This window comes from Arcticibacter sp., assembly GCF_053551015.1.
In genome coordinates, this window is record NZ_JBMQOB010000012.1 from 37141 (window position 1) to 62883 (window position 25743).

Here is a 25743-nt window from a genome sequence, read left to right on the forward strand (position 1 = left end):
TTAACATTCTACCTATTCTTTTGCACCGCAATTAATACAGGCAGCCTCCTGTCCGAAACTTCTTTTTTCCACCGTTCCGCACCTGCGACAAAGTAAGATGTCTCCTGAATGAACTCGACTATTACAGAAATCTTCATCCCAATCAGGAATCAAAGAAAGTCCGGGGCGCCTTTCATCCGCCATGACGATAGAAAAACTTCCTCCCGATTCAAAATACAAGCGTTTTACTTCGCCCAGGTTCACAATCCCTTCTGAACGTAGCTGAGCAAACAGGCGCTCTCTGGATATCCTGGTTTCCCGCATATCGTCTATTTGCAAAACCCCATCTTTAACAAGATTGGAGATGTCTCCCTGAATCGCGTGCTCGGCCCTCCGATCTTTGAAGCCAACCAGGATACAAACCGCTCTAAGCCCACAACAACAACCGCTATGATCACTACCGGCAACAAGCCTCTGTCCGGTGCAAGAATAGGGATACCCGTTGCTGCTGCCAGGGAGACCATCGCCGCCATCTGGCTGCTATTTAGCTGGGAAGCCATCTTCTTCCCCATCAACCTCATGGCCACCATCAACACCAGGTAGATAAAGGCCATTCTCAAAATAATCTCTAAGTAAAAGTGGCCGGGGACATCTCCTATCAGTATCCGCTGCCAGTCACCAATATCTATTTTATCTTTTTCCATACTATTCTGAAATAACAACATCCTTCGACCAACTGTGTGAATGACAATTCGCACAGTCCTGTTTTGCGCCGAGCCCTACAACGATCGTTCCGCATACCAGACACACTGCTTTATCATTAGCTTTCCGTTGAGACACTCGCAACTCTTCATCACTTCGTGGATAAACAGAAAGCCCGGTCCGCGGATTTTTGGAAACGAAGACACTAAACAAACCACAGGCCTCGAGATACCCCCGGTCCACCTGCCCCAGATTAGAGATTTTCTTTTTCCTGAGTTGAGCAAACAGCTGCTCCTGTGATATTCCGGACTTGTGCATCTCCTCCACCTGCATCAACCCATCCTTCACCAGCACACACATCCTTCCCTGAAGCAGGAGCTCTGCCTCTTCACTCCTTTCGCCCAGATAATTCACGCCGCGCAAAAAACAAAATGCACAAAAAAATGCAAGCACACCCTGCAACAGTCCACGGTCAGGTAACTGCATGGGCACAGAAACGATCGCACCCAGACTGAGCATTACCGCAACCTCACTAATGCTGAGCTGACCGCTCATCCGCTTGCCCATGGCTTTAACCACAAAAAGTAAAATCACATAAATAATCAGTGTCCGGCAAAACACCTCTAGCATGAACTCGACAGGAGCATTTCCAAACCATATCCGCTGCCAGTCAATGAAATTAATTTTCCACTTTTCCATCTAACAATTCCCCATGAAAATTAAAGGCCCAGCCTGGGAAAAACATCCCAGCCAACGAGCCATAGCACCAACAGCACCAGGCAGCTGATGGTTCAACGAAATACGAAAACACGTATTTTCTCCATTTAAGAGTGGTTTTCCGCCGGAAACCACGCAAACCGCCCAAGCGGTTGAACATTACTGATATAAAGCTGTTGTTCTTTCATGAATTACCACGAAGCCGCGTTTGCAGACAACAAGGATCTATCCCACTTTGAGCTAAAAATAGAGGGCGAACGCCCCTTTATAGAATATTCGAAGGAAGGAAACTTAGTCTACCTGAACCACACAGAAGTCCCTGAAGCACTTGAAGGGAAGGGCATAGCAGGGGCATTGGTAGAAAAAACTTTTAAATATCTGGAGGAGAACAACCTTCAGGTGGTGCCGCTTTGTTCCTATATCAGAGTATTTCTGAAACGACATCCTGAATGGGAACGATTGGTTACAGCACGATAATCAGAAATTAACGAACCACAACATCCCAGACCTTTGCTCTCCGGTCTTCGCCCTCAGGCCCTTTGACATACAGGGTCACGATATATTTCCCCCGTTTCTTATACTGATGAACGGGATGCTGCTCAGTTGAACTGCTCTGATCCCCGAAGTCCCATCTCCATGAACGGATATCACCATACGACTCGTCTTTAAAAGCAACCTGTCGCTCGGTGGCTTTGAGTATTTGAAAAGACCAATTCGCTTCTACAGGCTTTCTAAACCTGCTTTCCAGAGGCATCAGCTTGAACGGAAGACTATACGAGGCGTTTCCGTACATGGTGTGTTCTTTCGACAAGTTCCAGAAGCCATTATTACCTGTTGCTTTCACATCGTCATAGTCGATCACCGCCCAGCAGAGCCCGATATTTTTATTTTCTACCAGTACCGACTCAACGGCTCTCGATGGCCCCTCTGCACTGGCATAGTCAAAGGGTGTGATCCAGAACTCAAGAGTGAGCTTCCCCTTTTCCCCGGGTTTGAATTGGAAATCGGAAGCCGCGTTTGCGTAAGGGAGCTCCTTAATCCAGGGCTGACTGCCCCAAACAAGCGTCCAGTCCTTACCCGCTGCGGGTGTGAAGATATGGTAGTTCTGCGCATGGACACCATGAAAGCTGAAGTAGGCGTCCAGTGAATCGAGCGACTTATTTGGATGAAAACGGTCAATGAAAGGACCTCCAGACTGGTCGGCATCTACAACCAGTTCAAAGGTATCATTATGAAGACCAGGCAAACTGAAGTCCCAATAATTATCATAGGCTTCATAAAGGAAATACAACCTGTTTAAGCCTTTCACCCAACCCACCTTCACTTTCACATCCAGATTGGAGGGATCAGCTGTAGTGTGCTTTCTGCTGTCATCCCACAGCTGATCCATACCCACCGCATAGCTCTCCGGAACCAGTGCCCAGTCATCTGACTTGCCGTTGATAACCGGGATCTTATCTGCCGGAAATTGAAAAACCTGAAAACTCCTCTTCTCCTCCTGCGCATAAAGGCTACTTACTTGAGAGCAAGTTATTCCCCAAAGAAGCAGACTCAAAGACAGCAATTTCCAATGTATTTTCATCATATTAATAGTGCTTAACGGATTGGCTCCACTCTGAACCAATCATACTCACCCCAGCCAGAATCATTGATCTGCGTCTGACGGGTCGCAAACAAGCCTACCTTAGCGCCAATCCATTGTCCCGGTGTAGCCCGGAATACCCCTGCCACAGGTGTGAAAGTCTTCCCGTCAGTACTGTAACTGAAGCGGCACTTTGCACCTGCCGATACGCTCACCCTTAAATACAGGTCGCCGTTCTTTAACTTGGTAACAACAGTTTCCTTTTCAATAGCCCCTTTATTAGCCTTTTCACAAATGGCATGAACCAGATACAAGCCATCTTTCTTGCTTTGCAGACTCAGGGAAGCATAGCTCTGGCCCATTACAACCAGTCCCGTCCGCTCATTCTCGATCTTCAGATTGGGCTTGAAGCTGACCTTCGTAGTAGCCATAAACTCGTCCGCCGGAGTCTTCTGCATCAACACATTCGGCACATCCCAAAGGTTCTTGGCATCCGCCGGAACCTGATGGGTATATAACTTTAGCGCTCCTTTGGAGACGTCCATGAATGACCAGGTCGCCTGTGGATTCGCCTGCCACTGCCACTGCAGCCCTAACTTCAAATCATTAAACTCATCACTCTCCGCCGGAGTACTAACCGGGTATGTTTTGCCTACGTTGGGTTTCTTGTAAGTCATTACCGGATCTCCGGATCCATCTCCATCCTCATCTACTCCGATGACAGGCCAGTCCTTTACCCACTTCATGGGCTGCAGGTGAACCACCCTGCCATATGCATCCTTGTCCTGGAAGTGCAGGAACCAATCCTCACCCTTCTGAGTATCTACCCAGGCGCCCTGATGCGGACCGTTTACCGTGCTCTTTCCCTGCGCCATGACAATCTTTCGCTCGTAAGGGCCATAGATATTTTTTGATCTGAGCACCAGCTGCCACCCCGTTGAAACCCCACCTGCAGGTGCAAACATGTAATAATATCCATTTCGCTTATACATCTTAGGACCCTCAATCGTCGGGTCAAGTTCATGTCCATCGTATACGATGACCCCCTCGTCTATTGCACGGGTACCGTCTGCACTCAATTCCTTGATCGCAAGAACACTTTTTATTCCTGCGCGACTGCCTGCAAAAGCATAGGCCAGGTAAACCTTCCCGTCCTCATCCCATAGCGGGCACGGATCGATCAAGCCCTTACCCGGCGCAACAAGCACAGGATCAGACCACGGGCCAACAGCCTCTTTTGCCTTGATCATATAGATCCCGAAGTCGGGATCTGGATAATAGATATAGAATTCATTCTTATGATAACGAATGGCCGGAGCCCAGACCCCGTTTCCATGTTGCGTCTTTTCGAAATGTTCGAACGGCGGCTGACGCTTCAGCGCATGACCCAGAATAGTCCAGTTCACCAAATCTTTTGAATGCAGGATCGGCAATCCCGGAATAGCATCGAAACTCGAGGCAATCATGTAAAAATCGTCACCTACTCTTACAGCGTCAGGATCTGAATAGTCAGCATTTAAAACAGGATTCTTATAGGTTCCGTTTCCCTGATCGGCTACCCAAACCTTCGAAATTCCATTTGCCTGACCGGATGTCTGTGCTGCAAGCTCTTTGCTGCCCATGAGCAGGGAGCAAAGTAATAGAGACTTTTGAAAATCGTTCATGATATGTAAATAATAGTACTTTGAAAATTTAACTGCCCGCGTTGATCCACTCCGTCGACCCAAAAATACTCTTGAGGGTATATGACTTTAAATCACGCTTCTTAAGCTGCTTTGACCAGCTAACACGCCCTTGATGCCGCGCTCCGGGACCGGAGCTCTGATACTCTCCGTAAAATGCCGTCTTTTCCTTGTCCCGAAACATCTTATCTCCCTTCCATGGATCCCATCCCTCAGGAACGATATGCGCCCCCATTTCGGTCCGGATAAAGACCGTTTTTGCATACGATCTCCAGGGTCTGCCCAGATACACTTTCTGAGCCTCAGGAGCTGCAGTCAACTTACAGTCGAAAAACACATAGCCAAACTTTTGGTCGGGACGAGTCGCCGCCGCCGTGATATACGAGTTTGACAGGCTTTGAATACGGCAGTTCTGGAATACCACGGTTGCTTCTCCAAATATGAAATCTGTGGTACCCTCCACGTAACAGTCTATATAATACTGCCTGCTGTTTGATGTAGCGGTATATAATGTATCCTGATTGCCGAGCAGTCTGCAATTTTTGACCACCACCTTGTCGCCTTCTACATGAAGAGCCACAGCCTGCCCTACCCGGCCCGCAGTGTTACTGATCGTTAAATCTTCAATAACAACACCATTGCCCTGAATCAACATGGTATAAGACGTGTAGGTGGACTGTTTTTCCAAACCGAATGCATCCTTTCCACCCTTAACCGCTTTACCCGAAAAATCGTCGAAATTAATGATTGTGTTTACGGCACTTTCACCAATCAGGCTGATATTGGTTTTCCAGGTCGGAATGAGAACTTTCTCCCGGTATGTACCTTTTTTAATAAAAATCTTCACACGCTCCTGCCCCAAATCCCTCACCGAATTAACAGCCTCCTGAATGGTCCTGTAGTTGCCCCCACCCGACTGATCCACAGTGATCTCTCTCGGATATTTCGGGTCCTGCGCAAGAGACATCTCCACTCCCAGAAAAAGGAATGCAGCCAGCAGCATAAAAAAGCGGAGAAAAGGGTGGACTGCCCATCGTGTAAGCACTGATGAGCTTGCTCTTTCAAACGTTTCCATAAACGTGGTATTGGTTGTTAAATTGATTGTAGCAATATTAACTAAAACAAGTTCCCGAAACAATGCAGCGCCAGCGCAAAACTGTGCAATCGTTCCCGGCAACACACCATCGTTTTGGCTATATAATAGCATAAACGGGCCATGATGATGGTCATGGCCCGTTTTGAAGATAAAAAGATTAGCTTAAACTAAGCTGTAACAGCTTCCTTACAGATTGAACTCGATTCCCTGCGCTAGTGGAAGACTGGTGCCATAATTAATCGTGTTTGTTTGTCTCCGCATATACACTTTCCAGGAATCAGAACCTGACTCTCTTCCCCCTCCTGAGTCTTTCTCGCCTCCGAAAGCTCCACCGATCTCAGCTCCTGATGTCCCGATATTGACATTTGCTATGCCGCAGTCTGAACCAGCCTGCGACAGAAAGAGCTCTGTTTCTCTCAAATCAAGAGACATAATAGCAGAAGAAAGACCCTGCCCCACCGAATTCTGAATTTCAATGGCCTCTTCCAGCGCTTCATATTGCATAACATACAGGATCGGAGCAAAGGTCTCCTCCTGAGCAATTGGCAAATTGCCACTTACCTCTGCTACACATGGCTTCACGTAGCAACCGCTTTCAAAGCCTTCTCCCTCCAGAATTCCGCCTTCAATAATAAACCGACCGCCCTGAGCTTTTATGATCTTGATGGCCTGGAGGTAATTCCCAACCGCTTCAACGTCAATTAAAGGGCCCATGTGAATTCCTTCCTCAAGTGGGTCGCCTATCCGCACTTGTTTGTAAGCATGTATGAGCCTCGATCTGACTTCATCCATTACCGACGAATGAACGATCAGACGTCGTGTGCTCGTGCAACGCTGCCCCGCTGTTCCGATAGCTCCGAAAACAGCAGCGTTCATGGCAATATTCAGATCCGCTTTACCGGTAATGATGATCGCGTTGTTGCCTCCCAGTTCCAGCAGTGACTTACCCAGTCGCTCTCCAACTGCCATGGCAACCTTCCTGCCCATCGTAGTAGAACCGGTAGCTGATATCAGCGGAATACGCTTGTCCCTTGACATGAGTTCGCCGATTTCATGCTCGCCGCAGATAAGTGAACAAACACCTTCCGGTATTTCGTTCCTGGAGAAAACATCGCCCACAATCTTTTGGCAAGCTATCGCCGTCAGCAGCACCTTATGAGAGGGCTTCCAGATAACTACGTCTCCGCATACCAGCGCGAGCATCGCATTCCATGACCATACCGCTGCCGGAAAATTGAAAGCGGTGATTATGCCTACGATCCCGAGTGGATGATACTGTTCATACATCCGGTGATACGGTCGCTCAGAATGCATCGTGGCACCGTATATCTGCCTGGATAAGCCACTGGCAAAGTCACAGATGTCGATAACCTCCTGCACCTCGCCCAGTCCCTCGGCTAAGCTCTTCCCCATCTCATAGGAGATCAGTGCACCGAGGGTCTGTTTACTCGCACGGAAGGCATCGCCCAACTGTCGCACAATCTCGCCCCGCTTGGGCGCGGGCACACTGCGCCAGTATTTGAATGCATCTGCTGATGCCTTTACCAGTTGTTGGTATTCGCCAGCAGTGCCGACGCCGGCGCTACCGATTAACTTTCCGTCAACCGGCGAAAATGAGTCAATTGACCCTGAAGTATGTATCCATCGCGATCCTGTAGACACGCCCGGATTATTATCTTCAAGCTGCAGAACCTTTAGGAAATCTGTGTTGTTCATTTAATTATCTATTTTTACTTATTAACCAGCTACAAAGCTCATGACTGATCATTATATATTGGACGAAATCGACAAAAATATTCTGGAAGAACTTCAGGCTGATGCTGAGAAACCCTATATCCAGATTGCTAAGTCATTAAACATTTCCAATTCCCTCGTTCATCAGCGGATAGCCCGGCTTAAGCAAGCCGGCATTATCGAAACTACCCAGGTTAATCTGAGTGAGAAGGGACTTGGATATGAAAGCAGCGCCTTCACCGGCGTGATCTTAAAAGAGGACCCCACTTCCAAGAACATTATCGAAGCACTCCGGAAGATCCCTGAAATTGTAGAGTGCTATTACATCTCCGGACAATATACGCTGTTTCTGAAGATCGTGGCCGTAAACAACGAACATCTTCGCGAGATACTTTACGAAAAGATTGATGCCATCCCAGGCATCATGCGAACAGAAACAACAATAAACTTCGGAACGGTTTTCAGAAGAAACTGCCCAGTACCGGAGGTAAAACGTTAGTTCGCCACCACCATCTGCACGTTTCGTTCCGCCCCTCTTTCTTCTGAATCAGGAAAATACACAGCGCGTACAAATGGTCCGTTTAAAAACTCGCGGCAGTCAATTTCACTTTGCTGAATGGTCCCCGTATACTTACCTGTAAGCAACATACGCGCACATTCAGCCATCGGCGCCGCTGTTGTCGCTTGAATAGCGCGCAGCATCACACGACCAACCTGAACCGGACCGATCTTGAAGGACTGCTCCAAAGACCTGAGCACGAATGACTGGTCGAAGCCCTTCACCGTGCAATAAATAACCACCAAATCATTCTCCGTTGAGGGAATTTCAGAGAGCATTCGTTTTTCCAGATACGCAACCGGATCTGCATTCGCCGGAGCTTCATGGATCACCTGCTTTACCCAATCAAAATGCCCCGGATACCGCAAAGTCTTATAGTCCAGGTTCCTCACAATACCCGCAAATGCATCCGGCAAATCAGCTGCCCCTCCAGATGTATAGTTCTCTTCATACCGTACTCCCTTAATCACCAGGCTCAACTGTCCAGACAGTGCCGCAACGCGCACCTTTTCAAAATCCCGTACAATCCACGCATCTTTCAGATACTCTGTCGCGACGCCAACGGGACTCCACGTGAAGCCATAGAAATGGGGTGCCTCAGCATGTTCCGTAAGTGCACCTACCTTCATTCCCATATACTCGAGCTGATGTTTCTTATACTTCTGAACAAACTCCTGATACAGGGAATGCGCAAGTATATTCACAAATCCCGGTGCCAGGCCGCTCTGCAGAATAAAGCCTGTTGGCGCATCTCTAGAAAGTGATCTCAGCTGCTCGGTCTCTGCCACGTACTCCGTAAGGTTCACATAATGGCTGCCGTACTTTTTTGCTACCGCACCCATGCGCGGAGCTTCAGATCCGGGAAGGCAATCCAGAATAATATCCGCGCCTATGAAGACATGATCATCCTGGTCCTCATAGCCTTTCACAAGCGCAAAAGGAGTCGCTAAAATATTCCGGGTACAGGCTTTTTCAACCCATGCCGCCGCTTCTTCTGCTATTTCGCTGCTCCTGTCGCCCAGAAAAAGGTCGACTCTGAAATCTGCATACTCGGCCAGCAAAAGTCCTACAGCGCGACCGATACCTCCAGCACCGGCAATAACTACTTTATATTTCCTGTTCAGCATACCTACTTGCTATTTGATAGAACCTTGTCTACCAGTGAAACATTCGTACTCTCAAATATTTTATCTGCAGAGGCCGCGATAAATCCCTGGTAAATCGTTCCGTCCGGCAGCGGATAACGCCTGGCGAATTCATAATAACAACTCGGAATATTCTTCGAATCAGAACCAAAAGAAACCGGAATCTGGTCAGCAATAGTGCTCGACTGCTCCAGGTATTCCCCCGGACTACCCTTAATTTCGCCACCTGCGTCATTCAGCTTAAACCCTTTCTCTTTCAGAAGCGAGTTCACCTCCTGCAAACTGCCCAGTGTCTTCAGTTCGTTAACAAACACGGTAAAGTGATTTGCACAGAAGCCGAAAATATACATCCATGAGGCATACTCTGACTCCTTCTGCAGCAGATCATACTCCTCAGCAGAGATCTCCCATAGGCGGCCTTTCAGCATCAGCGTGTCCAGATCCAGTTTGGTGTAGTCAATCTGATCCAAGGCCTTCGATACGATTCGCTGCACATCCGCAGAACACTGGCCAAGCAAAAGCTGACTGATAAAGATCTTCGGAGCCGAGGGGTCTTCTGCATGTTCATAATGATGAGCAAAAAGCTTCTTCTCCTTAAACTCATATTCACCCTTCTTTACATATCCCAACCTGACAAAAGGTGCCGCAATCACGGAAATATTCACTCTCTCGTCATCAAACGTCCTCAAGGCAATATGATCGTTCTGCACCTGTTCCGCCCGGTCTTCAAAAACACCGCGGATCAGCTTTGCTGATGGGGTAAGCAGCGTGTACTGATTCCATAATAAGTCGAGCAACTGGTCCTTTTCCATATGTCAGGTTTATTTAAATAACGTATTAAATGAATTATTTTGATTCAATATAGCTATTTTTTCAATCAATAATACATTTAAATAAAAAATATCAGGCAGACTGACACAAATAATATAGCTTTATACTAAGAATGATTTTTTCTACCTTAAGATCATAGAAGATATGATAGCCAACGAGGACTTCAACATAACGACCAAACTCAATGATCTGCGGCGGGAGCTTTCCGGAGAAGTACACCACCAGCTCCTCCAGCGCATCCTGTACGCCACGGATGCTTCCGCGTACCGTGAACTCCCGCTGGCGGTAGTTGTCCCAAAAAACACAGACGATATCAGGAAAATCATCCGCTTCGCCCAAAGCGAAAAAGCAGGCCTCATTTTCAGATGCGGCGGTACCTCTCTTGCCGGTCAGGTTGTAGGCAACGGAATCGTTGTTGATCTATCCAGACACTTCGCAAATATCCTGGAACTGAACGTCGCCGAACGCTGGGTGCGCGTGCAACCTGGCGTCATCAGAGACGTCCTGAACATCTTTTTAAAACCCTTTGGTTTATTCTTTGCCCCCGAAACCTCGACGGCTAACAGGGCAATGATCGGAGGCATGGTTGGCAACAACAGCTGCGGAGCAAATTCCATCATTTACGGAAGCACAAGGGAGCACATACTGGAGATCAAAGCGATATTGAGTGATGGATCAGATGCCGTATTTAACAGCCTGAACGAGGCAGAATTTCTCGACAAATGCAAGGGCGATGACCTGGAATCAGAGATCTACCGGAAAACGTACAGCCTGTTATCCGAACCTGCTGTCCAGGAAGAAATACGAAGAGAGTTCCCCCGGTCTAAAATCCAGCGTAGAAATACGGGTTATGCGGTCGACATGCTGCTGCACGCCACGCTCTTCGGAGGTGCGAACAATAGCATCAGCCTCTGCGACATCATCGCGGGTTCCGAGGGAACACTTGCTTTCGCCAATGAAATCAAGTTGAACCTGGTTCCCCTTCCGGCCGGCAACAAAGGCCTGCTATGTGCGCACTTCAAATCGGTTAAGGAAGCACTGCAGGCCAACGTCATTGCCATGCGCTTCCATCCTACCGCCTGCGAACTGATGGATCATTACATCCTGGATTGCACTAAAGACAACATCAACCAACGCAAAAACCGCTTCTTTATCCAGGGGAATCCTGGCGCCATCCTGATGGTCGAATTTATCAGGAACACGCCCGAGGAACTCAGGGAAATAAGCATGCGGCTAACTGAGCAGCTTCAGCAAAAGGAGCTCGGCTACCATTTTCCTCTTGTACTCAACGAAGATTGCAATAAGGTTTGGGAACTTCGGAAAGCCGGACTGGGTTTACTCAGCAACTTGCCTGGTGATGAGAAGGCTGTTCCAGTCATCGAAGACACCGCCGTTGATCTGGATGACCTGGCAGACTACATCCGCGACTTCAATGATATCCTCAAAAAACATGATCTGTATTCCGTCCATTATGCCCATGCGGGTGCGGGAGAGCTTCATCTGAGACCGATCATCAACCTGAAGACAGAATCAGGCAACCAGCTCTTCAAAACAATCGCCGCTGAAATTGCAGAACTGGTCAAAAAATACCGCGGCTCCCTGTCGGGAGAACATGGAGACGGTCGCCTCCGCGGAGAATTCATCCCCTACATGGTAGGTCCCCTTAATTATCAGCTGTTCAAAACGATTAAAGACACCTGGGACCCTGCTCATATCTTTAATCCCGGAAAGATAACGGATACCCCTCCTATGAACACCATGCTCCGCTACGAACCAGGACAGACTACACCGGAGATCAAGACGGTATTTCGCTTCCAGGGGCAGAACATCCTGCAGCATGCGGAACAATGTAACGGTTCGGGAGACTGCCGGAAGCTTCATTTATCCGGCGGGACAATGTGCCCTTCATACATGGCAACCCGGAATGAAAAAGACACAACAAGAGGACGGGCTAACGTTTTGCGTGAGTTCCTGACCCACTCAGACAAGATCAACCGTTTTGACCACAAGGAGATCATGGAGGTAATGGACCTTTGCCTGAGCTGCAAAGGCTGCAAGTCTGAATGCCCTTCAAATGTCGACATGGCCAAACTTAAAGCCGAGTTCCTGCAGCAATACCACGACGCCAACGGTGTGCCCTTCCGCTCACGCATCATCGCCGGTTTCGGCATGATTTCACGCCTCGGCAGCCTGCTTCCCATTGTATACAACTATCTGTCGTCCACCCCTCTGAAATCCCTTGCCGGATTCGCCCCTGCGAGAACAATCCCTAAGCTGCATCCTCTCACGCTGAAGAGCTGGTACCGGCGCCGACGAAACTCAGCCCTGCGCTCCGAAAGAAAAGTCTACTTCTTCTTCGATGAATTCAGCAATTACGTCGACACAGTTATCGGCATGAAAGCCATCCTGCTGCTGGAGCAGATGGGATTTGAGGTACTCATGCACGAGCATCTGGAAAGTGGCCGCACCTGGCTCTCCAAAGGCTTCCTGCGTAAGGCAAAAGACATCGCCAACAGAAACGTCCGCTTTCTGGCTGGCCAGATCAGCGCAGAAACCCCGCTGATCGGACTGGAACCATCCGCTATCCTGACCTTCCGTGATGAGTATCCGGACCTTGTAGATGAAGACCTACTCGATCAGACGCGTTTACTGGCGCGCCATACGTATTTAATAGATGAGTTTATAACCATGGAGGCAGATAAAGGAAATATAGACCCGGCGATCTTCCACCAGGACTCAAAAGCTATCAAACTTCATGGGCACTGCCAGCAAAAGGCAATATCGTCGCTGAGTGCTTCAGCGAAATGCCTCAGCCTGCCCCCCAATTATCAGGTTGAAACAATCCCCTCCGGATGCTGTGGCATGGCTGGTTCATTTGGAATGGAGAAAGAACACTACCAGATATCCATGGATATCGCTGAACTCGTTCTGCTCCCTGCTGTAAGGGCAGCATCAGCCAACACGCTCATTGCCGCAACAGGCACAAGCTGCAGACATCAGATCCTGGATGGATCAGGACGGGAGGCCCTTCATCCTGTAGAGATCCTGTACGAGGCACTGTTAAGCAAGCCTCCCTGCTAAACCGCATACTTCCATCTTCTGTGCGACCACAGCCAAAGTTCGGGCTTTTTCAAGATGTTTTCCTCCAGCTTCCGAGTATAACACTCTGTGATCTCGCGTTCAGACGTCAGATGCGGTTCTTCAAAAAGCGTTTCAAACGTACACTCGTAATAACCACGCTTGTACCGGTTGATGTGGCAGTATACCACCGCGTCCCGGGTCATTTTAGCGAGCTTCTCCACACCCAGAAACACGGGGGTTTGCTGATTCAGGAACTTGGTAAAATAATTTATTTCTGATTTGGCAGGCGTCTGGTCACTGACCAGAACCGCCACATACGGGTCGTTTTTATACTGACTGATCTTCCTCAAAGTACTTTTCATCGGCACAAGCGCCGCATTAAACCGGCTCCTCACCTTGTTGATGAGACCTTCAAAGAGTTTATTGCTGATAGGCTTATATACGATAAGTACCGGGTTCTTCGCCCATACGGAAAGGATCAGCGCTCCCCACTCCCAGTTGCCATAGTGACCGGTCACTGCAAGTACAGATTTATTACTTTCGAAATGGCGGTTCAGCTCGTCCAAATTGTTAATCCGGAAATGCTTTTTCAACGTCTCTTCCGAAATCGTCAGCATCTTCACCGACTCCAGGATCTGGTCGCAGAGAAACTTATAGAAATCACGGGCGATGTGCTGAATCTCTTCTGGCGACTTCGCCGGAAATGACTTCTGCAGGTTTTCAAACACGACCTTCTTACGATACTTAAACACGCGATACAGGAAAAAGTAGAGCACATCAGAAAGAAGATACAGCACACGTATCGGAAGAAGGGACAAGAGATAGAGAAGGGATTTCGTGATTAAGAATAAAATTTTTTTCATTGCCTGAGATCCGGAACATTGCATCCAGCAGGACAAAATTATCAAAAACCGCTCTCACCTGACTTCCCCGCCAGCAATTTGACATAATAAGCACTTTTCCTGCTATTTAATCTCTCATGAATTGAATATAATCTGTCACCGGAGGAGCAAACCCGTGCCGCCTGAGTTCCAGAGCAATCTGCGCGCGATGATAGGTGGCGTGATTAAAGGTATGCATTAGAATGTCCTGAAGATTATTCTGGTATTTCAGCCCCTGGGTGTTCGTATAGCTAACGTTATAGGTAAACCCTTCCATATTCGTCTCTACACAATCTTTCAGTCCCCCCGACGATTGTTCATGCAGAGCCCTGCATTCAGAAATGGTGTGATCATCCCAGGGCTTCAGACGTACGGGTATCCCCTTCATTCTACTTAACCAAACAACCTGGGTATTGACGATATGGCTGATCAGATGAAGGCAGGAATATGGAAGATCCGGACCAAGCGCATACAGGGTGTCCAGAACGCGTCTGTTAGCCCAGTCATTGTAGACCCACATTTGATGCATTGCGGTAGACATGACTTTTTTTCTTAAATATAGCAAGGATAGGGTTAAAAATAACAGATTAAATCAAGTAAAATCAGAAATATTAACATCTTTGAGATCTTCTTTCTCTTTTTACATGAAAACGTGCAATAAACCCTGCGATTTACAGAAATGCCTGATGTGCCAGCTCATATTACCCGACTGGAAACCTGCCCTGGATAAGCACCGTAAAAATTTCATCGTAAAAAAAGGGGAAACCATTATCACGGAAGGTCAGCCTGTCAACGGGATTTACTTCGTTTACAGTGGCACGGTCAAGGTTCACAAGAAATGGGGAAACAAAGAGCTAATCGTCAGATTCGCCACAGAAGGAGCGATCATCGGTCATAGAGGTCTCAGCAACAACATCGACACCTTTCCTATCTCGGCAACGGCACTCGTACCCAGCGTCGTGTGTTTTGTAGAGCTCGACTTCTTCCTGTCTACCTTAAGAGTAAACCACGATTTTGCTTACCGCCTGATGCTATTCTTAGCAGACGAACTGCAGCATTCCGAAAAGAGAATGAGAGACCTGGCGTTGAAATCTGTAAAAAGCCGACTGGCGGGTGCACTAATCCACCTCAGTCAGCTCTTCGGAACAGACGACAATCAGTGTATCAATATCGACCTCAGCCGCAATGACCTGGCTGCCTTTACCGGTGCCACTTACGAAACCGTATTCCGGACCATGAACGAATTGCTGCAGGAGAACCTGATCGCCCTTCACCAGAAGAGGATCCGCATCCCCGAACTCGCCAGACTTCAGGTCCTCACGCAGGAAAATACAGCTTCTTAAAACTTATACCCGATTCCGACACCCGGATGCCACTTGCCATCTTTAGCCGCTGATTTATTGGTATAATATAGCGGCACCTGAACAGCTAAGTGCTTGTACGAAGCAGTAAGTCCAAGCCCCAACGAAGGCATAATGGTCGAGTTCGAAGTACTTCCCGCAGGCACTTTATCTTCTTTGATCCGAAGGCCCGGCAACATTCCCAGCGACAGAACAACAGGTTTTTTAGTGTACTTAATACTTGGACCGCCGAAATTAACGTATGCACCATCATCAACATATCCGGCGACAACAAAACCATCCCATAATGATGGCTTAACACCAGAAGGAGCGGTAGTTTGTGATTTAGCATGCAGAGCCGTCAGAGCGAAGGCAACACAGAAGATTGATTTTAAGGTTTTAAGTGTCATATTATTGGTTATAATGAATTGGAAGGTGTCGAACTAAGACGGTCACTCTTCTTGCCAAATGTATAAAATATTGCCATTCCCGTGAACAACAAGCCCCCAATAATATTTCCTAATGTAACAATAAGCTGGTTATACAACCACCAGTCGCTCAGGCTCACATCGGCACCAAACATCATACCCGCGGGGATTACAAACATGTTCACTACGGCATGCTCATAACCAAGAGCAAAAAATATAAATATGGGAATTCCAGCTGCGATAATCTTGCCCACGGTAGATTGAGAAGTCATAGCCATCACTACGCCCATACACACCATCCAGTTGCAGAGTATCGCCTTAATGAATGCCGAAAACAAGCCTGCTCCCCCATGGGCTGCATAGCCGATCGTCTTTCGTTCAGCGATAGTCACCAGCATCTTTTCAATAGGTCCTGCCACCGCAACGGTGCCCATCTCAGAAGTAGCACACCAGAACAACACAGCAAAAGCAACACTCCCGATCAGGTTCCCGGTAAAAACCCAGAACAGGTTTCGCAGCATCGTTCCCCCACTGATAGACCTTTCAAAGTACGCAAGTGGCACCAGGGAAAAACTACCCGTTACCAGCTCAAGACCAAGCAGCACAATGATAATAAAGCCCACCGGAAATACAAGCGCCCCGATGAGAGAGAAGCCCGTTTGGGAGGTAGCCAGACAGGCCAGCGTGACTGATATGGCCAGCAAGGCTCCTGACAGACATCCACGGATAAGCAGATCCCTGACCTGCAGAGATGATTTGGTAACTGCGGCCTGCATCATGGTAACAGCTACTTCTTTTGGAGATACATAATCCATTGCTAATCGTATTAAAGGTTCGTAATTAATTTCCTGTTTCCAGTCCCGCATACACGTGCTGGCTGGCCGGGGCTTCCTGACCGAGAGCAACATATACCAGCCCGTCTTCCACCTTCACCGCATAGGTTCGGATCGAACACTCATCACCACTCAGACACTCGCCGGTGGCCAGAGAGAAGGTCTTTTTATGGAATGGACAAGCCACTTTCGGCTCCTCATGACAAGATCCGATCATGCCGCGACTTAGCGCCATCTGCTTCCTGTGGGGGCATTCATTCTGAGTGGCATACCACTCATTCCGGCGTTTAAAATAAAAAAGCGCGATCTGTTCACCTCCTGCTTTTACACAGATTCCACCATTTTCAGGCGCGTCTTCAACTCTGCATGCTGCAAACCATTTCTCTGATACATTCATCATTTTCTTCTTTATAAGTTAAGCGACTATCCAATCAGCGGCCTTCTTCTGACCGCGCATTTCTTCAAATACAATAGAGGGATCTTTCTCTTCCGGCGCATTTACGAAATGACTGAAACGCTTCCTGATCTCAGGATCGTCTACAGCATTTTTCCACTCGCAGGTGTAGGCCTTGAGGAGCTCTTCTATCTGAGCCTCCCAGGCTTCGGCCATTTTCAGGCTATCATGCACCACTACATTCCGCAGGTATTCAATGCCACCTTCCATTTTGTTCAGCCAGGTTGCCGTCCGCGTCAGGGGATCGGCCGTTTGGATATAAAACATCAGGAAGCGGTCGATATACCGGATGCAGGTAGCACTATCCAGATCAGATGCGAGGAGAAGCGCATGCTGAGGTTTACTACCCCCGTTGCCGCATACATACAGATTCCAGCCTTTCTCAGTAGCAATGATCCCGAAATCCTTGCTTTGTGCCTCCGCACACTCACGGATACACCCACTTACCGCCGACTTAAACTTATGCGGCGCACGCAGTCCACGGTATCGCTCTTCAATTTCTATAGCAAAGCTTACGCTGTCATGAAGCCCGAAACGGCACCAGGTACTTCCCACGCAGCTCTTCACCGTCCGCAATCCCTTGCCATACGCATGTCCGCTTTCAAAGCCGGCAGCAATCAGCTCCTCCCAGATCAGTGGCAGGTCGTTCAAATGCGCTCCAAACATATCAATGCGCTGCCCACCTGTGATCTTGGTGTACAGGTCGTACTTCTTTGCCACCTGCGCAATAACCATCAGCTTATCCGGCGTGATCTCTCCTCCGGGAATCCTGGGCACTACTGAATAGGAGCCGCCCTTCTGGATATTCGCCAGAAAGCGGTCGTTGCTATCCTGCGCAACGTCATTCCCTCTCTTCAGGATCATTTCATTCCATATACTGGCTAAAAGCGATGACACCAGCGGCTTACATACCTCACATCCGTCGCCCTTGCCTACCGTATCGAGCACCGCATCATAGCTCTTCAGCTCGTGAATCCTGACCAAATCATATAGTTCCTGGCGACTGTAGTTGAAGTGTTCACAGATGACGTTCCTGACGTATTTGCCCTGCGACTTCATCGTGTACACCATCAGATCCTTGATCATCGGCACACAACCGCCACAGCCAGTTCCCGCTCCGGTGCACTTTTTAATAGCATCTACCGACTCGCAGCCGCCTTCGGCTACCGAATGGCAGATTGCACCCTTCGTCACTCCCTCACAGCTGCAGATTAGTGCGTCATCCGGCAGAGCAGAAACACCGGCACCCGGAGCCTCCGCAGACCGTCCAGCCCCCAGGATCAGGTCTTCCGGATTAGGTGGAAGAGCAATCCGGTTGTTAACGGTTTGCAAGAGCATATTATAGTTGGAGGCATCGCCAATCAAGACCCCGCCTAAGAGCAGCTTTCCATCATGGCTGATGTTAATACGCTTGTAGGTACCCTTGTGTGTATCTTCAAACAGAATGGTACGGCAGTCGGGGTCTGCAATGAAAGGATCACCGAAGCTGGCCACATCAACACCGATCAGCTTCAGCTTGGTACTCATATCAAAGCCCTTGAAAGTCTTTTCTCCACCACACAGGTTCGAGGCAAGCACTTCAGCCATCTCGTAACCCGGGGCAATGAGTCCATAGATCATATGATCATAAAGAGCGCATTCCCCGATCGCATAAATGAAAGGATCGCTTGTTTGCATCCTGGCATCAACCAGAACACCGCCGCGAAGACCAACCTCTAGTCCGCATGATCTGGCCAGTTCATCACGGGGACGTATTCCTGCTGATATAACCAGAATATCGACTGCGAGCTCCGTATGATCGCTAAACTTTAAAGAGGAAATACGCCCCTCCCCTTCAATGCTGGTCGTTGCCTTATTTAAGTGAATTTCCAGACCCAACTCCTCCAGCTTCGACTTCAATATCTCACTTCCGGCATCATCGATCTGACGGGGCATCAGCCTTGAGGCAAACTCAATAACATGGGTCTTTTCGACTTCCAGATCCAGCAGCGCCTTAGCTGCTTCCAGACCAAGAAGTCCCCCGCCCAATACGGCACCTATTCGCTTGTTTCGTGTATAATCTCTAATCAGATCCAGATCTTCAATCGTCCTGTACACAAACACACCTTCCTTCTCCACACCGGGAATGTCTGGAACAAAAGCGGATGATCCGGTAGCCAGGACCAGAAAATCATAGTGCAGGCTTGTCCCCTTACATGTATAGACTTGTTTAGTTTTCTTATCGACTGATACGACCGATTCATTCAGATGAAGCTGAATATCATGATCCCTGTACCAATCTGCAGTAGAAAGGGCAAGATCGTCAGCGGATTTTCCGCTAAAATATTCGCTAAGATGAACCCTATCGTATGCTCTTCGCGGTTCTTCACCAAAAACAACTATTTTAAACAAACTATTTTTAGCTCTCAGCTTCTCACAGAGCTTAAAGCCAACCATTCCGTTTCCTATAATTACAATAACTGGTACTTTCATCCTGATTTTATTAGAAAACATCCACTTTTTATTTATTCTTATTCTTCAAGTACAGTAATTACAACTTAAAACTATCTAAAATCTGACTTTATTGTAATTACAATGACAATATAACCACAGAAAGTCGATACAATCAACACATACATGATAAATATCACATAAACCAGTAATTTTTATCAAAATCTCAAACTAATACAACAAATTTTAGCAGAAAATAAAGACTAAAACAATATAACTAGCCATTTTTATGACATTTACAACAAACTTTCGACTAATACTACCTCAAATAAGAAGAAATAACCCAGAATAGATCATATAACCAATAAAAAACAGACTAAAAAGGACCTGAAATCAAAGAACTCCTGAATATTTTAGAAAAACAAACAGCCTTTTCCACCAGATCAGGGCATGATCAAACCCGACCCAGTCCGATCGCAAATAGGCCGGGCTGATATAAAATGGATTGACACTAAACATTTAATTTGATGGAGCTGTTACTAATTGTCAAAGACCTTGACATCATCTACTATGAGCAAATTAATAAGCAAACAGCGCTTCAAAGATGGTTTTACCATCATGAAAGACGCCATTTCCGGATTTTCAGACGATAAGGCAATGAAGCTAAGTGCATCGCTTGCCTATTATACCATATTCTCGCTCGCTCCGCTCCTCCTCCTGATCATTTCCCTGGCAGGTGTGTTCCTCGGAAAAGAAGCCATTCAGGGTCAGGTTTTCTCGGAGATCAACGGACTGGTAGGTAACGAGGCTGCCAGGCAAATTCAAGACATGATCAAGAACCTGGAGAAGTCCGGACAAACCACCTTATCCGTGATCATCGGATTTGTGACCCTGCTTGTCGGAGCAACGACTGTTTTCGGAGAAATGCAGGATTCAATCAACACCATATGGAAAGTGAAAGCAAAACCCAAAAGAGGATGGGTAAAACTGATCAAAGACCGACTACTGTCTTCATCCCTCATTGTCAGCATCGGCTTCCTGCTGATCGTTTCGCTGATGGTAAACGGAATGCTGCTCGCTCTAAGCGACAAGCTAAAAAGCCTTCTTCCTGATGTAACCGTGATCCTCTTCAACATCATCAACGCGTCCATCAGTTTTGTGGTAATCACCATTCTCTTTGGAGTTATTTTCAAGGTATTACCCGACGTGAAGATCAGCTGGAAAGGCGTCAGAGCCGGCGCTATCTTTACAGCCCTGTTATTTATGCTGGGCCGAGTAATCATCGGCATCTATATAGAGAAAACAAGTACCGGTTCTGCATATGGCGCTGCAGGATCACTTATCGTGATCTTGCTCTGGGTTTACTATACGGCGGCTATTTTGTACTTCGGAGCGGAGTTCACACAGGCATATGCACAATTTACCGGCGCACGAATTGAACCTGCGGACTATGCCGTTCACGTAGAACAAAAAGAAACGGAGAAGGACGTCGACGTGTTACCGCCGCAGAAGAGGTCCGATGATCAGGAAAATTAGCATTTGTCAATCCATTCCCGAGCCTCTTCAACGTTGTTGAAGAACTGAATTTCTACACTTCCTTCCATCACATCCACCGTCTTCCTTGCCGAGAGCTGCGCAAAGGCACTCGGCGAGAATATCCAGGCAAAATACCTTAATCCGGCTTCCTCCATAAGAGGAAGCCAATTTTTTCCTGCCCAATCAGAAGCATCAGACCAGGTACCCGATACATGGGTATTGTCATTAATGATCTTGAAACATTGCTTCTCTTTCATCATTTCCAGCATCCGCAGACAGCCGTTCTGAACAGATTCAAGGCTCTGATAGCCGGTCCAATCTGCTTCCAGACGATGCTTGAGCTCATTGTAGACAATGCTGACCTTTTCATCCTGGTAGTGGTGATTCGTCCGGCTCAGCGGTTTTACCACGTGATCTTTATCCAGGGGAAGCATAAAATAAAAGGTAGAACCTACATGAAGCTCACTCTCTATCCAGAAACTTCCTTTATGACGCTTCAATATTTCAGAGGAAATAAAGAGTCCCAATCCAAGTCCTTCAAAACGCATGGCGGTATTATCCACCCTGTAATACCTGTCGAACAGGCGATCAAGGTCTCCTTTTGCGATTCCGATTCCAAAATCCCGCACAGAAACAACGATGTTACCCTGCTCGATTCTGCTGTTCACGATCACCTTTTTACCCTCAGGAGAGTACTTCACCGCATTGGAGAGCACATTGTTCATCACCTGCTCGAGGCGGAACTGATCGCCCGTATAAAGCACATCGGTCACTTCTCCCAGGATGATCTCATGCGAAGCGCTCATATGCTGAACGCTTTCGATGCTGTCCTGAAGCATTTTACTGAACGAGAAAGGACTCATGGAATAATTCAGCTTCCCGGCGTTGATCTTGCTAACATCCAGAAGATCGCTGATAAGTTTTTCAAGACGAGTGATATGATCTGAAGACTTCTGCACAAAACCAATCAGCTTCTCCGCGTCTGTCGTACGTTTCATCAGCTGATTGAACGCTTTTACGCTGGTAAGTGGTGTTTTCAGTTCATGACTGGCGATAGACAGAAACTCGTCCTTTCGGCGTTCGTTATCTTTCTGCATATCGATATTCGTATTCGTACCCAACCAGAGCTTGATCTCCCCGTCTTCGATGAGCGGAAGTGCCCTTGCAAGGTGCCAGCGGTAAACCCCATCGTGAAACAAAAGACGAAACTCCTGCTGATAGGCTTCTCCTGACTGGAGCGCTGCCTGCCAGACCTGCTGAGGTATATCAAAATCGTCCGGATGAACAAACTTCTGCCAGCCATGGAGCGCTACTTCCTCAGCTGTATAACCGAAGTCGGTGGCTACAATATCGTTTACATAATCAAGAGAACCGTCAGGCTTTGCAGTCCACACCTGCTGAGGAATAGTATTCAGCAGGAAGCGGAAGCGTTTTTCACTCGCTTCTACAATCCGCTTGGACAGGACCTGTTCTGTCACCTCGGTTGCGACGACCATGATACTGATCGTTTTGCCGTTATGGTCTTTCATCGGATGGTAGACGAAATTAAAATAAACATCCTCTAACACACCCTTACGGACCAGGCGGGCCAAATATTCAGTGCCATAGTACGCCTGACCGCTCACAAAAACATTGTCAAGAATCTCAAGAAAAGGCTGCCCCTCGATCTCAGGCAAGGCTTCCGTCAAATGCAAACCAATGATAGCCTCGCTTTTGCCCCACACTTCGAGGATCTTACGGTTGGCCGATTCAATCAGAAGCTCACGACCCGTCAGTACGCCGATAGCAACCGGCGCGTCAGCAACCATAAAACGAATTCTAGATTCACTTTCTGCCAGGCGGGCGACCATCTCCTGGAGGTCATGCTGCGAATGTTCAAGTTCCTCGTTGATCGTGACAAGCTCTTCATTTGTAGCAGTAAGCTCTTCATTCAATGCCTGCTGCTCTGCCTCACTTATTGACAGAGCCATTGTTCGGCTGGCGACCCGCTCTTCGAGCTTCTCATTCAGTTCACTCAGGCTCTGCTGGGTTTGCTGCAAGGCGTCATTGATAGCACCCAATTCTTCATTGGCGGCAGCCAATTCCTCATTGAGGGCCTGTTCCCGCTGCAACATATTACTTTGCTGATAGGCATACCCGTTGTTTAACAGGGTTCCTACGTTTGTCCCTATAGTCTTAAGGAAAAGCACATAATCGGCATCGAGCTTCTTTCTGGGGGAAACTCCGGCAACAATATATCCGCTGACGTTATTCCCCTTGCTGATCGGCACAATTAAAGCTTCACAACAGTCCTCCTCCCAAATACTGCTTACAGGCACCTTGAGATGATCCTGAATAGAACTGATCTGCACAGGTTCGGCAAAACTGATGTCACGCATCAGCGGCCAGTGAGAGCTCGAGGCCACTTCCTCAGATATTCCGGTATAACCTGCAAGATGAAAATCGTGGTGATAACCATCCACGTGGGTGTATATCAGCGAAAAGGGTATATCTTCTTTCGCTGCGGATAATATCCTTAAAGCGATCTCCAATCCGGAGGATATGCTTTCAGGCGATTCCAGTTCGGCGATAAAATTCTGGATCACCACATTTCTGCGGTCATTGATCACCCTGTAGGTGGTTTCAATTACGGCGTTGAATACCCCTCCAATATTACCTTCAGTGTCGATGATTGGGGAAAGGGTATAGTCAAAATAGCATTCCTCGGTATAGCCAAAGCGGTTCATCAGCAGCAATGCATCTGGTCTCCTGATCGAATCCCCAGAGTAAAGTACACGCTTAAACTCCTCATCCAGCACATCCCAGATTTCCGACCATGCCACAGCTCCCGGTTTTCCCAGCGCCCAGGGATGCTTATCGCCGGGGATAGAACTGTATGCATCATTATACAGGATAGTATGATCAGCCCCCCAATAGATGGCAATAGGAAAGCCGGAATTAATGCTGATGCTGACCGACATCTTCAAACTTTCAGGCCAGGTATCAGGAGCACCCAGTGAGGTCTCAGACCAATCCGTAGAACGCAGGAGCGCACCAGTTTTGGCACCACCCTTCAAGAATTTATATGTCGACACGATATGTAATGGATATTAAGTAAGAGCACGCCAGCGCGGTCGCAAATAAACGGATTTTATAACGATCTTAATAATCTTTAGGGTCAAATTGTTTGTCAATGAAGCACTAAGCGTCCTGATCGCAGCCAGAGGACGTACCGGCAAGCAGTTTACCGGCCGCTCTGGGTGTTCCTGCCCGGAATGTATGCATAGTGCTATCGACATCTTCTCTCCTTTTATCATCGATCTGATTTATATCAGACATGCTATATGATAAACCTTTTCACACTATTTCCCGTTACTCCATATAGGAATACCAAGAGAACTTATTGATTCTAACAGAAACATGAAACCCAAAACGTCTGTATGCTGTATACGTTACTGACCATGAGCTGTACCCTTGAACTATAAAAACAAATCCGGCCGGACCTGTATGAAGCTATCTCCTGAAAAAATTGCTATTATTAATGCCCTGACATTAATATTGTGGCTAATTGCACGGGAAACCGGTGTCGAGTTCGTAGCGAGAGCTGTCCATGTGCCCGAAGCCTATTTAAAGCTGGCGCTCGACATCCTGCTGATCATCATCATCTCCTTCTCCTTATTCTATGTAATAAAGAAACAGCGTAAATCCCGGCTCCGTTATGCCAGTGAATATATCAGTGTATTTAAGGCCAGTCCCTTCCCCCTCTGGATCTACGACAGGGAAACCCTCAGGTTCATGGATGTAAATAAAGCTGCAGAAGATCATTACGGATATACCCGCAAGGAATTTCTGAGTATGACCATATTCGATATCCGTAGACCGGAAGTCCACGACCAGGTGAGGACTTCCGCAAATCAAGTGGCCCAAAGCTACAAATCATCGGGATATTGGGAGCATATCAAAAAAGACGGCCAGGTCATTATGGTAAACGTTACCTCACGGAAGATCAGATTCAGGGATCGTGACAGTGTGCTGGTCATTGCACAAGATGTCACGATTCAGGAGATGCAGGAGCGCAAGCTCAACGAGTTGTATATAGCCGAACAAGAGAATAAGAAATTACTGGAGTCGCATATTCAACAGCTGAAAGAGACGCTGGAGGAGAAAGAGCGGTTGGCAGAAGTGATCGACAGAATAAACAATCTGGCGATCATTACCGATTCTTCTGCCCGGATTACCTGGGTGAATGAGGCCTTTATCCGTCATACAGGATACACGCTGGAAGAGGTAAAAGGTCGCACGCCGTATTTTCTCCATGGACCAAAGACAGACGCTTCCATTCAGGCCGACATTATCAACTCACTGAACAACAGAGAGTTTAAAAATTTTGAAATTCTCAATTATACCAAAGGTGGCGAAGAATACTGGATAGACATGACATTTTCCCCTGTTTATGATCAGAACAACAACGTTATGCGGTATGTGTCGATTCAAACGATAATTACCGAAAGAAAGGCGGCAGACGAAAAGATCAGGGAACAAAACCGTGTATTAAAAAATATTGCCTGGACTAATTCGCACGCCTTGAGAAAACCGGTTGCTTCCATCATCAGTCTAGTACAAATCAGCAGCGAAATGGATCTTCCTGCGGATCTCAGAGAGATTCATAACCTGATCGGCGTATGTGCGGCGGAGCTGGATCTCATCACCAGAAAAATCGCTGAAGAGAGCACGGAGTAAATCTACGCTGTGAA

General features: G+C 47.6%; 23 protein-coding genes. 6 read left to right on the forward strand and 17 right to left on the reverse strand.

Annotated elements, in window-relative coordinates:
* Positions 1-12 precede the first annotated feature (12 nt).
* The 3 genes from ACO1NU_RS07745 to ACO1NU_RS07755 are packed head-to-tail and all read right to left on the reverse strand — an operon-like array spanning position 13 to position 1380.
* Positions 13-318: a YetF domain-containing protein gene (locus ACO1NU_RS07745; RefSeq protein WP_448817904.1), complete on the reverse strand. Its 306-nt coding sequence runs from the start codon at positions 316-318 to the stop codon at positions 13-15.
* Positions 309-683, reverse strand: a complete 375-nt coding sequence (locus ACO1NU_RS07750; protein ID WP_448817905.1) for a hypothetical protein — start codon at positions 681-683, stop codon at positions 309-311. The genes ACO1NU_RS07745 and ACO1NU_RS07750 overlap by 10 nt, the downstream gene beginning before the upstream one ends.
* A gap of 1 nt (position 684) precedes the next feature.
* A complete protein-coding gene (locus ACO1NU_RS07755) occupies positions 685-1380 on the reverse strand; it encodes a DUF421 domain-containing protein (protein WP_448817906.1) in 696 nt (231 codons plus the stop codon).
* A 204-nt stretch (positions 1381-1584) separates the two neighbouring features.
* Between ACO1NU_RS07755 and ACO1NU_RS07760 the strand changes: the two genes are divergently transcribed.
* Positions 1585-1875: a GNAT family N-acetyltransferase gene (locus tag ACO1NU_RS07760; RefSeq protein WP_448817907.1), complete on the forward strand. Its 291-nt coding sequence runs from the start codon at positions 1585-1587 to the stop codon at positions 1873-1875.
* Positions 1876-1882: 7 nt separating this feature from the next.
* On the opposite strand, the gene ACO1NU_RS07765 is transcribed toward ACO1NU_RS07760, so the two are convergent.
* The 4 genes from ACO1NU_RS07765 to amaB form a co-directional block, all read right to left on the reverse strand.
* Entirely contained in the window at positions 1883-2983 is a 1101-nt protein-coding gene (locus tag ACO1NU_RS07765) for a PKD domain-containing protein (protein ID WP_448817908.1), read from the reverse strand.
* An 11-nt stretch (positions 2984-2994) separates the two neighbouring features.
* Complete coding sequence (locus ACO1NU_RS07770; protein WP_448817909.1) at positions 2995-4644, reverse strand: glycoside hydrolase family 43 protein; 1650 nt, start codon at positions 4642-4644, stop codon at positions 2995-2997.
* Between the two features lie 28 nt (positions 4645-4672).
* On the reverse strand, positions 4673-5869 hold the full coding sequence (locus tag ACO1NU_RS07775) for a pectinesterase family protein (protein WP_448817910.1): 1197 nt from the start codon (positions 5867-5869) through the stop codon (positions 4673-4675).
* Positions 5870-5944: 75 nt separating this feature from the next.
* Complete coding sequence (amaB, locus tag ACO1NU_RS07780; RefSeq protein WP_448817911.1) at positions 5945-7474, reverse strand: L-piperidine-6-carboxylate dehydrogenase; 1530 nt, start codon at positions 7472-7474, stop codon at positions 5945-5947.
* Positions 7475-7514: 40 nt separating this feature from the next.
* Between amaB and ACO1NU_RS07785 the strand changes: the two genes are divergently transcribed.
* Positions 7515-7991 (forward strand): Lrp/AsnC family transcriptional regulator, encoded by a 477-nt coding sequence (locus ACO1NU_RS07785; RefSeq protein WP_448817912.1) that lies wholly within the window; start codon positions 7515-7517, stop codon positions 7989-7991.
* On the opposite strand, the gene ACO1NU_RS07790 is transcribed toward ACO1NU_RS07785, so the two are convergent.
* Both ACO1NU_RS07790 and ACO1NU_RS07795 read right to left on the reverse strand, forming a co-directional pair.
* Complete coding sequence (locus ACO1NU_RS07790; protein ID WP_448817913.1) at positions 7988-9178, reverse strand: saccharopine dehydrogenase family protein; 1191 nt, start codon at positions 9176-9178, stop codon at positions 7988-7990. The two genes, ACO1NU_RS07785 and ACO1NU_RS07790, sit on opposite strands and share 4 nt — an antisense overlap.
* A 2-nt stretch (positions 9179-9180) precedes the next feature.
* Positions 9181-10008 (reverse strand): 2-oxoadipate dioxygenase/decarboxylase family protein, encoded by an 828-nt coding sequence (locus ACO1NU_RS07795; RefSeq protein ID WP_448817914.1) that lies wholly within the window; start codon positions 10006-10008, stop codon positions 9181-9183.
* A 163-nt stretch (positions 10009-10171) separates the two neighbouring features.
* Between ACO1NU_RS07795 and ACO1NU_RS07800 the strand changes: the two genes are divergently transcribed.
* The gene (locus tag ACO1NU_RS07800; protein WP_448817915.1) at positions 10172-13108 is read left to right on the forward strand and encodes an FAD-binding and (Fe-S)-binding domain-containing protein; all 2937 of its coding nucleotides are present in this window, start codon (positions 10172-10174) and stop codon (positions 13106-13108) included.
* Here ACO1NU_RS07800 and ACO1NU_RS07805 read toward each other — a convergent pair.
* Positions 13105-13971: a lysophospholipid acyltransferase family protein gene (locus ACO1NU_RS07805; protein WP_448817916.1), complete on the reverse strand. Its 867-nt coding sequence runs from the start codon at positions 13969-13971 to the stop codon at positions 13105-13107. The two genes, ACO1NU_RS07800 and ACO1NU_RS07805, sit on opposite strands and share 4 nt — an antisense overlap.
* Positions 13972-14077: 106 nt before the next feature.
* Positions 14078-14530 (reverse strand): DinB family protein, encoded by a 453-nt coding sequence (locus tag ACO1NU_RS07810; protein ID WP_448817917.1) that lies wholly within the window; start codon positions 14528-14530, stop codon positions 14078-14080.
* A 145-nt stretch (positions 14531-14675) separates the two neighbouring features.
* Here ACO1NU_RS07810 and ACO1NU_RS07815 point away from each other — a divergent pair, with 145 nt between their 5' ends.
* Positions 14676-15332, forward strand: a complete 657-nt coding sequence (locus ACO1NU_RS07815) for a Crp/Fnr family transcriptional regulator (RefSeq protein WP_448817918.1) — start codon at positions 14676-14678, stop codon at positions 15330-15332.
* Here ACO1NU_RS07815 and ACO1NU_RS07820 read toward each other — a convergent pair.
* Genes ACO1NU_RS07820 through nirB form a run of 4 tightly spaced genes read right to left on the reverse strand, consistent with a single transcriptional unit; the run spans position 15329 to position 19516 of the window.
* Complete coding sequence (locus ACO1NU_RS07820) at positions 15329-15739, reverse strand: hypothetical protein (RefSeq protein ID WP_448817919.1); 411 nt, start codon at positions 15737-15739, stop codon at positions 15329-15331. The two genes, ACO1NU_RS07815 and ACO1NU_RS07820, sit on opposite strands and share 4 nt — an antisense overlap.
* A gap of 8 nt (positions 15740-15747) precedes the next feature.
* Entirely contained in the window at positions 15748-16572 is an 825-nt protein-coding gene (locus ACO1NU_RS07825; protein WP_448817920.1) for a formate/nitrite transporter family protein, read from the reverse strand.
* A 25-nt stretch (positions 16573-16597) separates the two neighbouring features.
* The gene (nirD, locus tag ACO1NU_RS07830; RefSeq protein WP_448817921.1) at positions 16598-16990 is read right to left on the reverse strand and encodes a nitrite reductase small subunit NirD; all 393 of its coding nucleotides are present in this window, start codon (positions 16988-16990) and stop codon (positions 16598-16600) included.
* Between the two features lie 15 nt (positions 16991-17005).
* The gene (gene nirB / locus ACO1NU_RS07835; RefSeq protein ID WP_448817922.1) at positions 17006-19516 is read right to left on the reverse strand and encodes a nitrite reductase large subunit NirB; all 2511 of its coding nucleotides are present in this window, start codon (positions 19514-19516) and stop codon (positions 17006-17008) included.
* A gap of 528 nt (positions 19517-20044) precedes the next feature.
* On the opposite strand from nirB, the gene ACO1NU_RS07840 reads away from it, so the two are divergent.
* The gene (locus tag ACO1NU_RS07840; protein ID WP_448817923.1) at positions 20045-21010 is read left to right on the forward strand and encodes a YihY/virulence factor BrkB family protein; all 966 of its coding nucleotides are present in this window, start codon (positions 20045-20047) and stop codon (positions 21008-21010) included.
* On the opposite strand, the gene ACO1NU_RS07845 is transcribed toward ACO1NU_RS07840, so the two are convergent.
* Together ACO1NU_RS07845 and ACO1NU_RS07850 are read right to left on the reverse strand one after the other, a co-directional pair.
* Positions 21007-24084 (reverse strand): ATP-binding protein, encoded by a 3078-nt coding sequence (locus ACO1NU_RS07845; RefSeq protein WP_448817924.1) that lies wholly within the window; start codon positions 24082-24084, stop codon positions 21007-21009. The genes ACO1NU_RS07840 and ACO1NU_RS07845 overlap by 4 nt on opposite strands.
* 106 nt (positions 24085-24190) lie before the next feature.
* Complete coding sequence (locus ACO1NU_RS07850; protein ID WP_448817925.1) at positions 24191-24328, reverse strand: hypothetical protein; 138 nt, start codon at positions 24326-24328, stop codon at positions 24191-24193.
* A 168-nt stretch (positions 24329-24496) separates the two neighbouring features.
* On the opposite strand from ACO1NU_RS07850, the gene ACO1NU_RS07855 reads away from it, so the two are divergent.
* Entirely contained in the window at positions 24497-25729 is a 1233-nt protein-coding gene (locus tag ACO1NU_RS07855) for a PAS domain S-box protein (RefSeq protein ID WP_448817926.1), read from the forward strand.
* Positions 25730-25743: the final 14 nt, after the last annotated feature.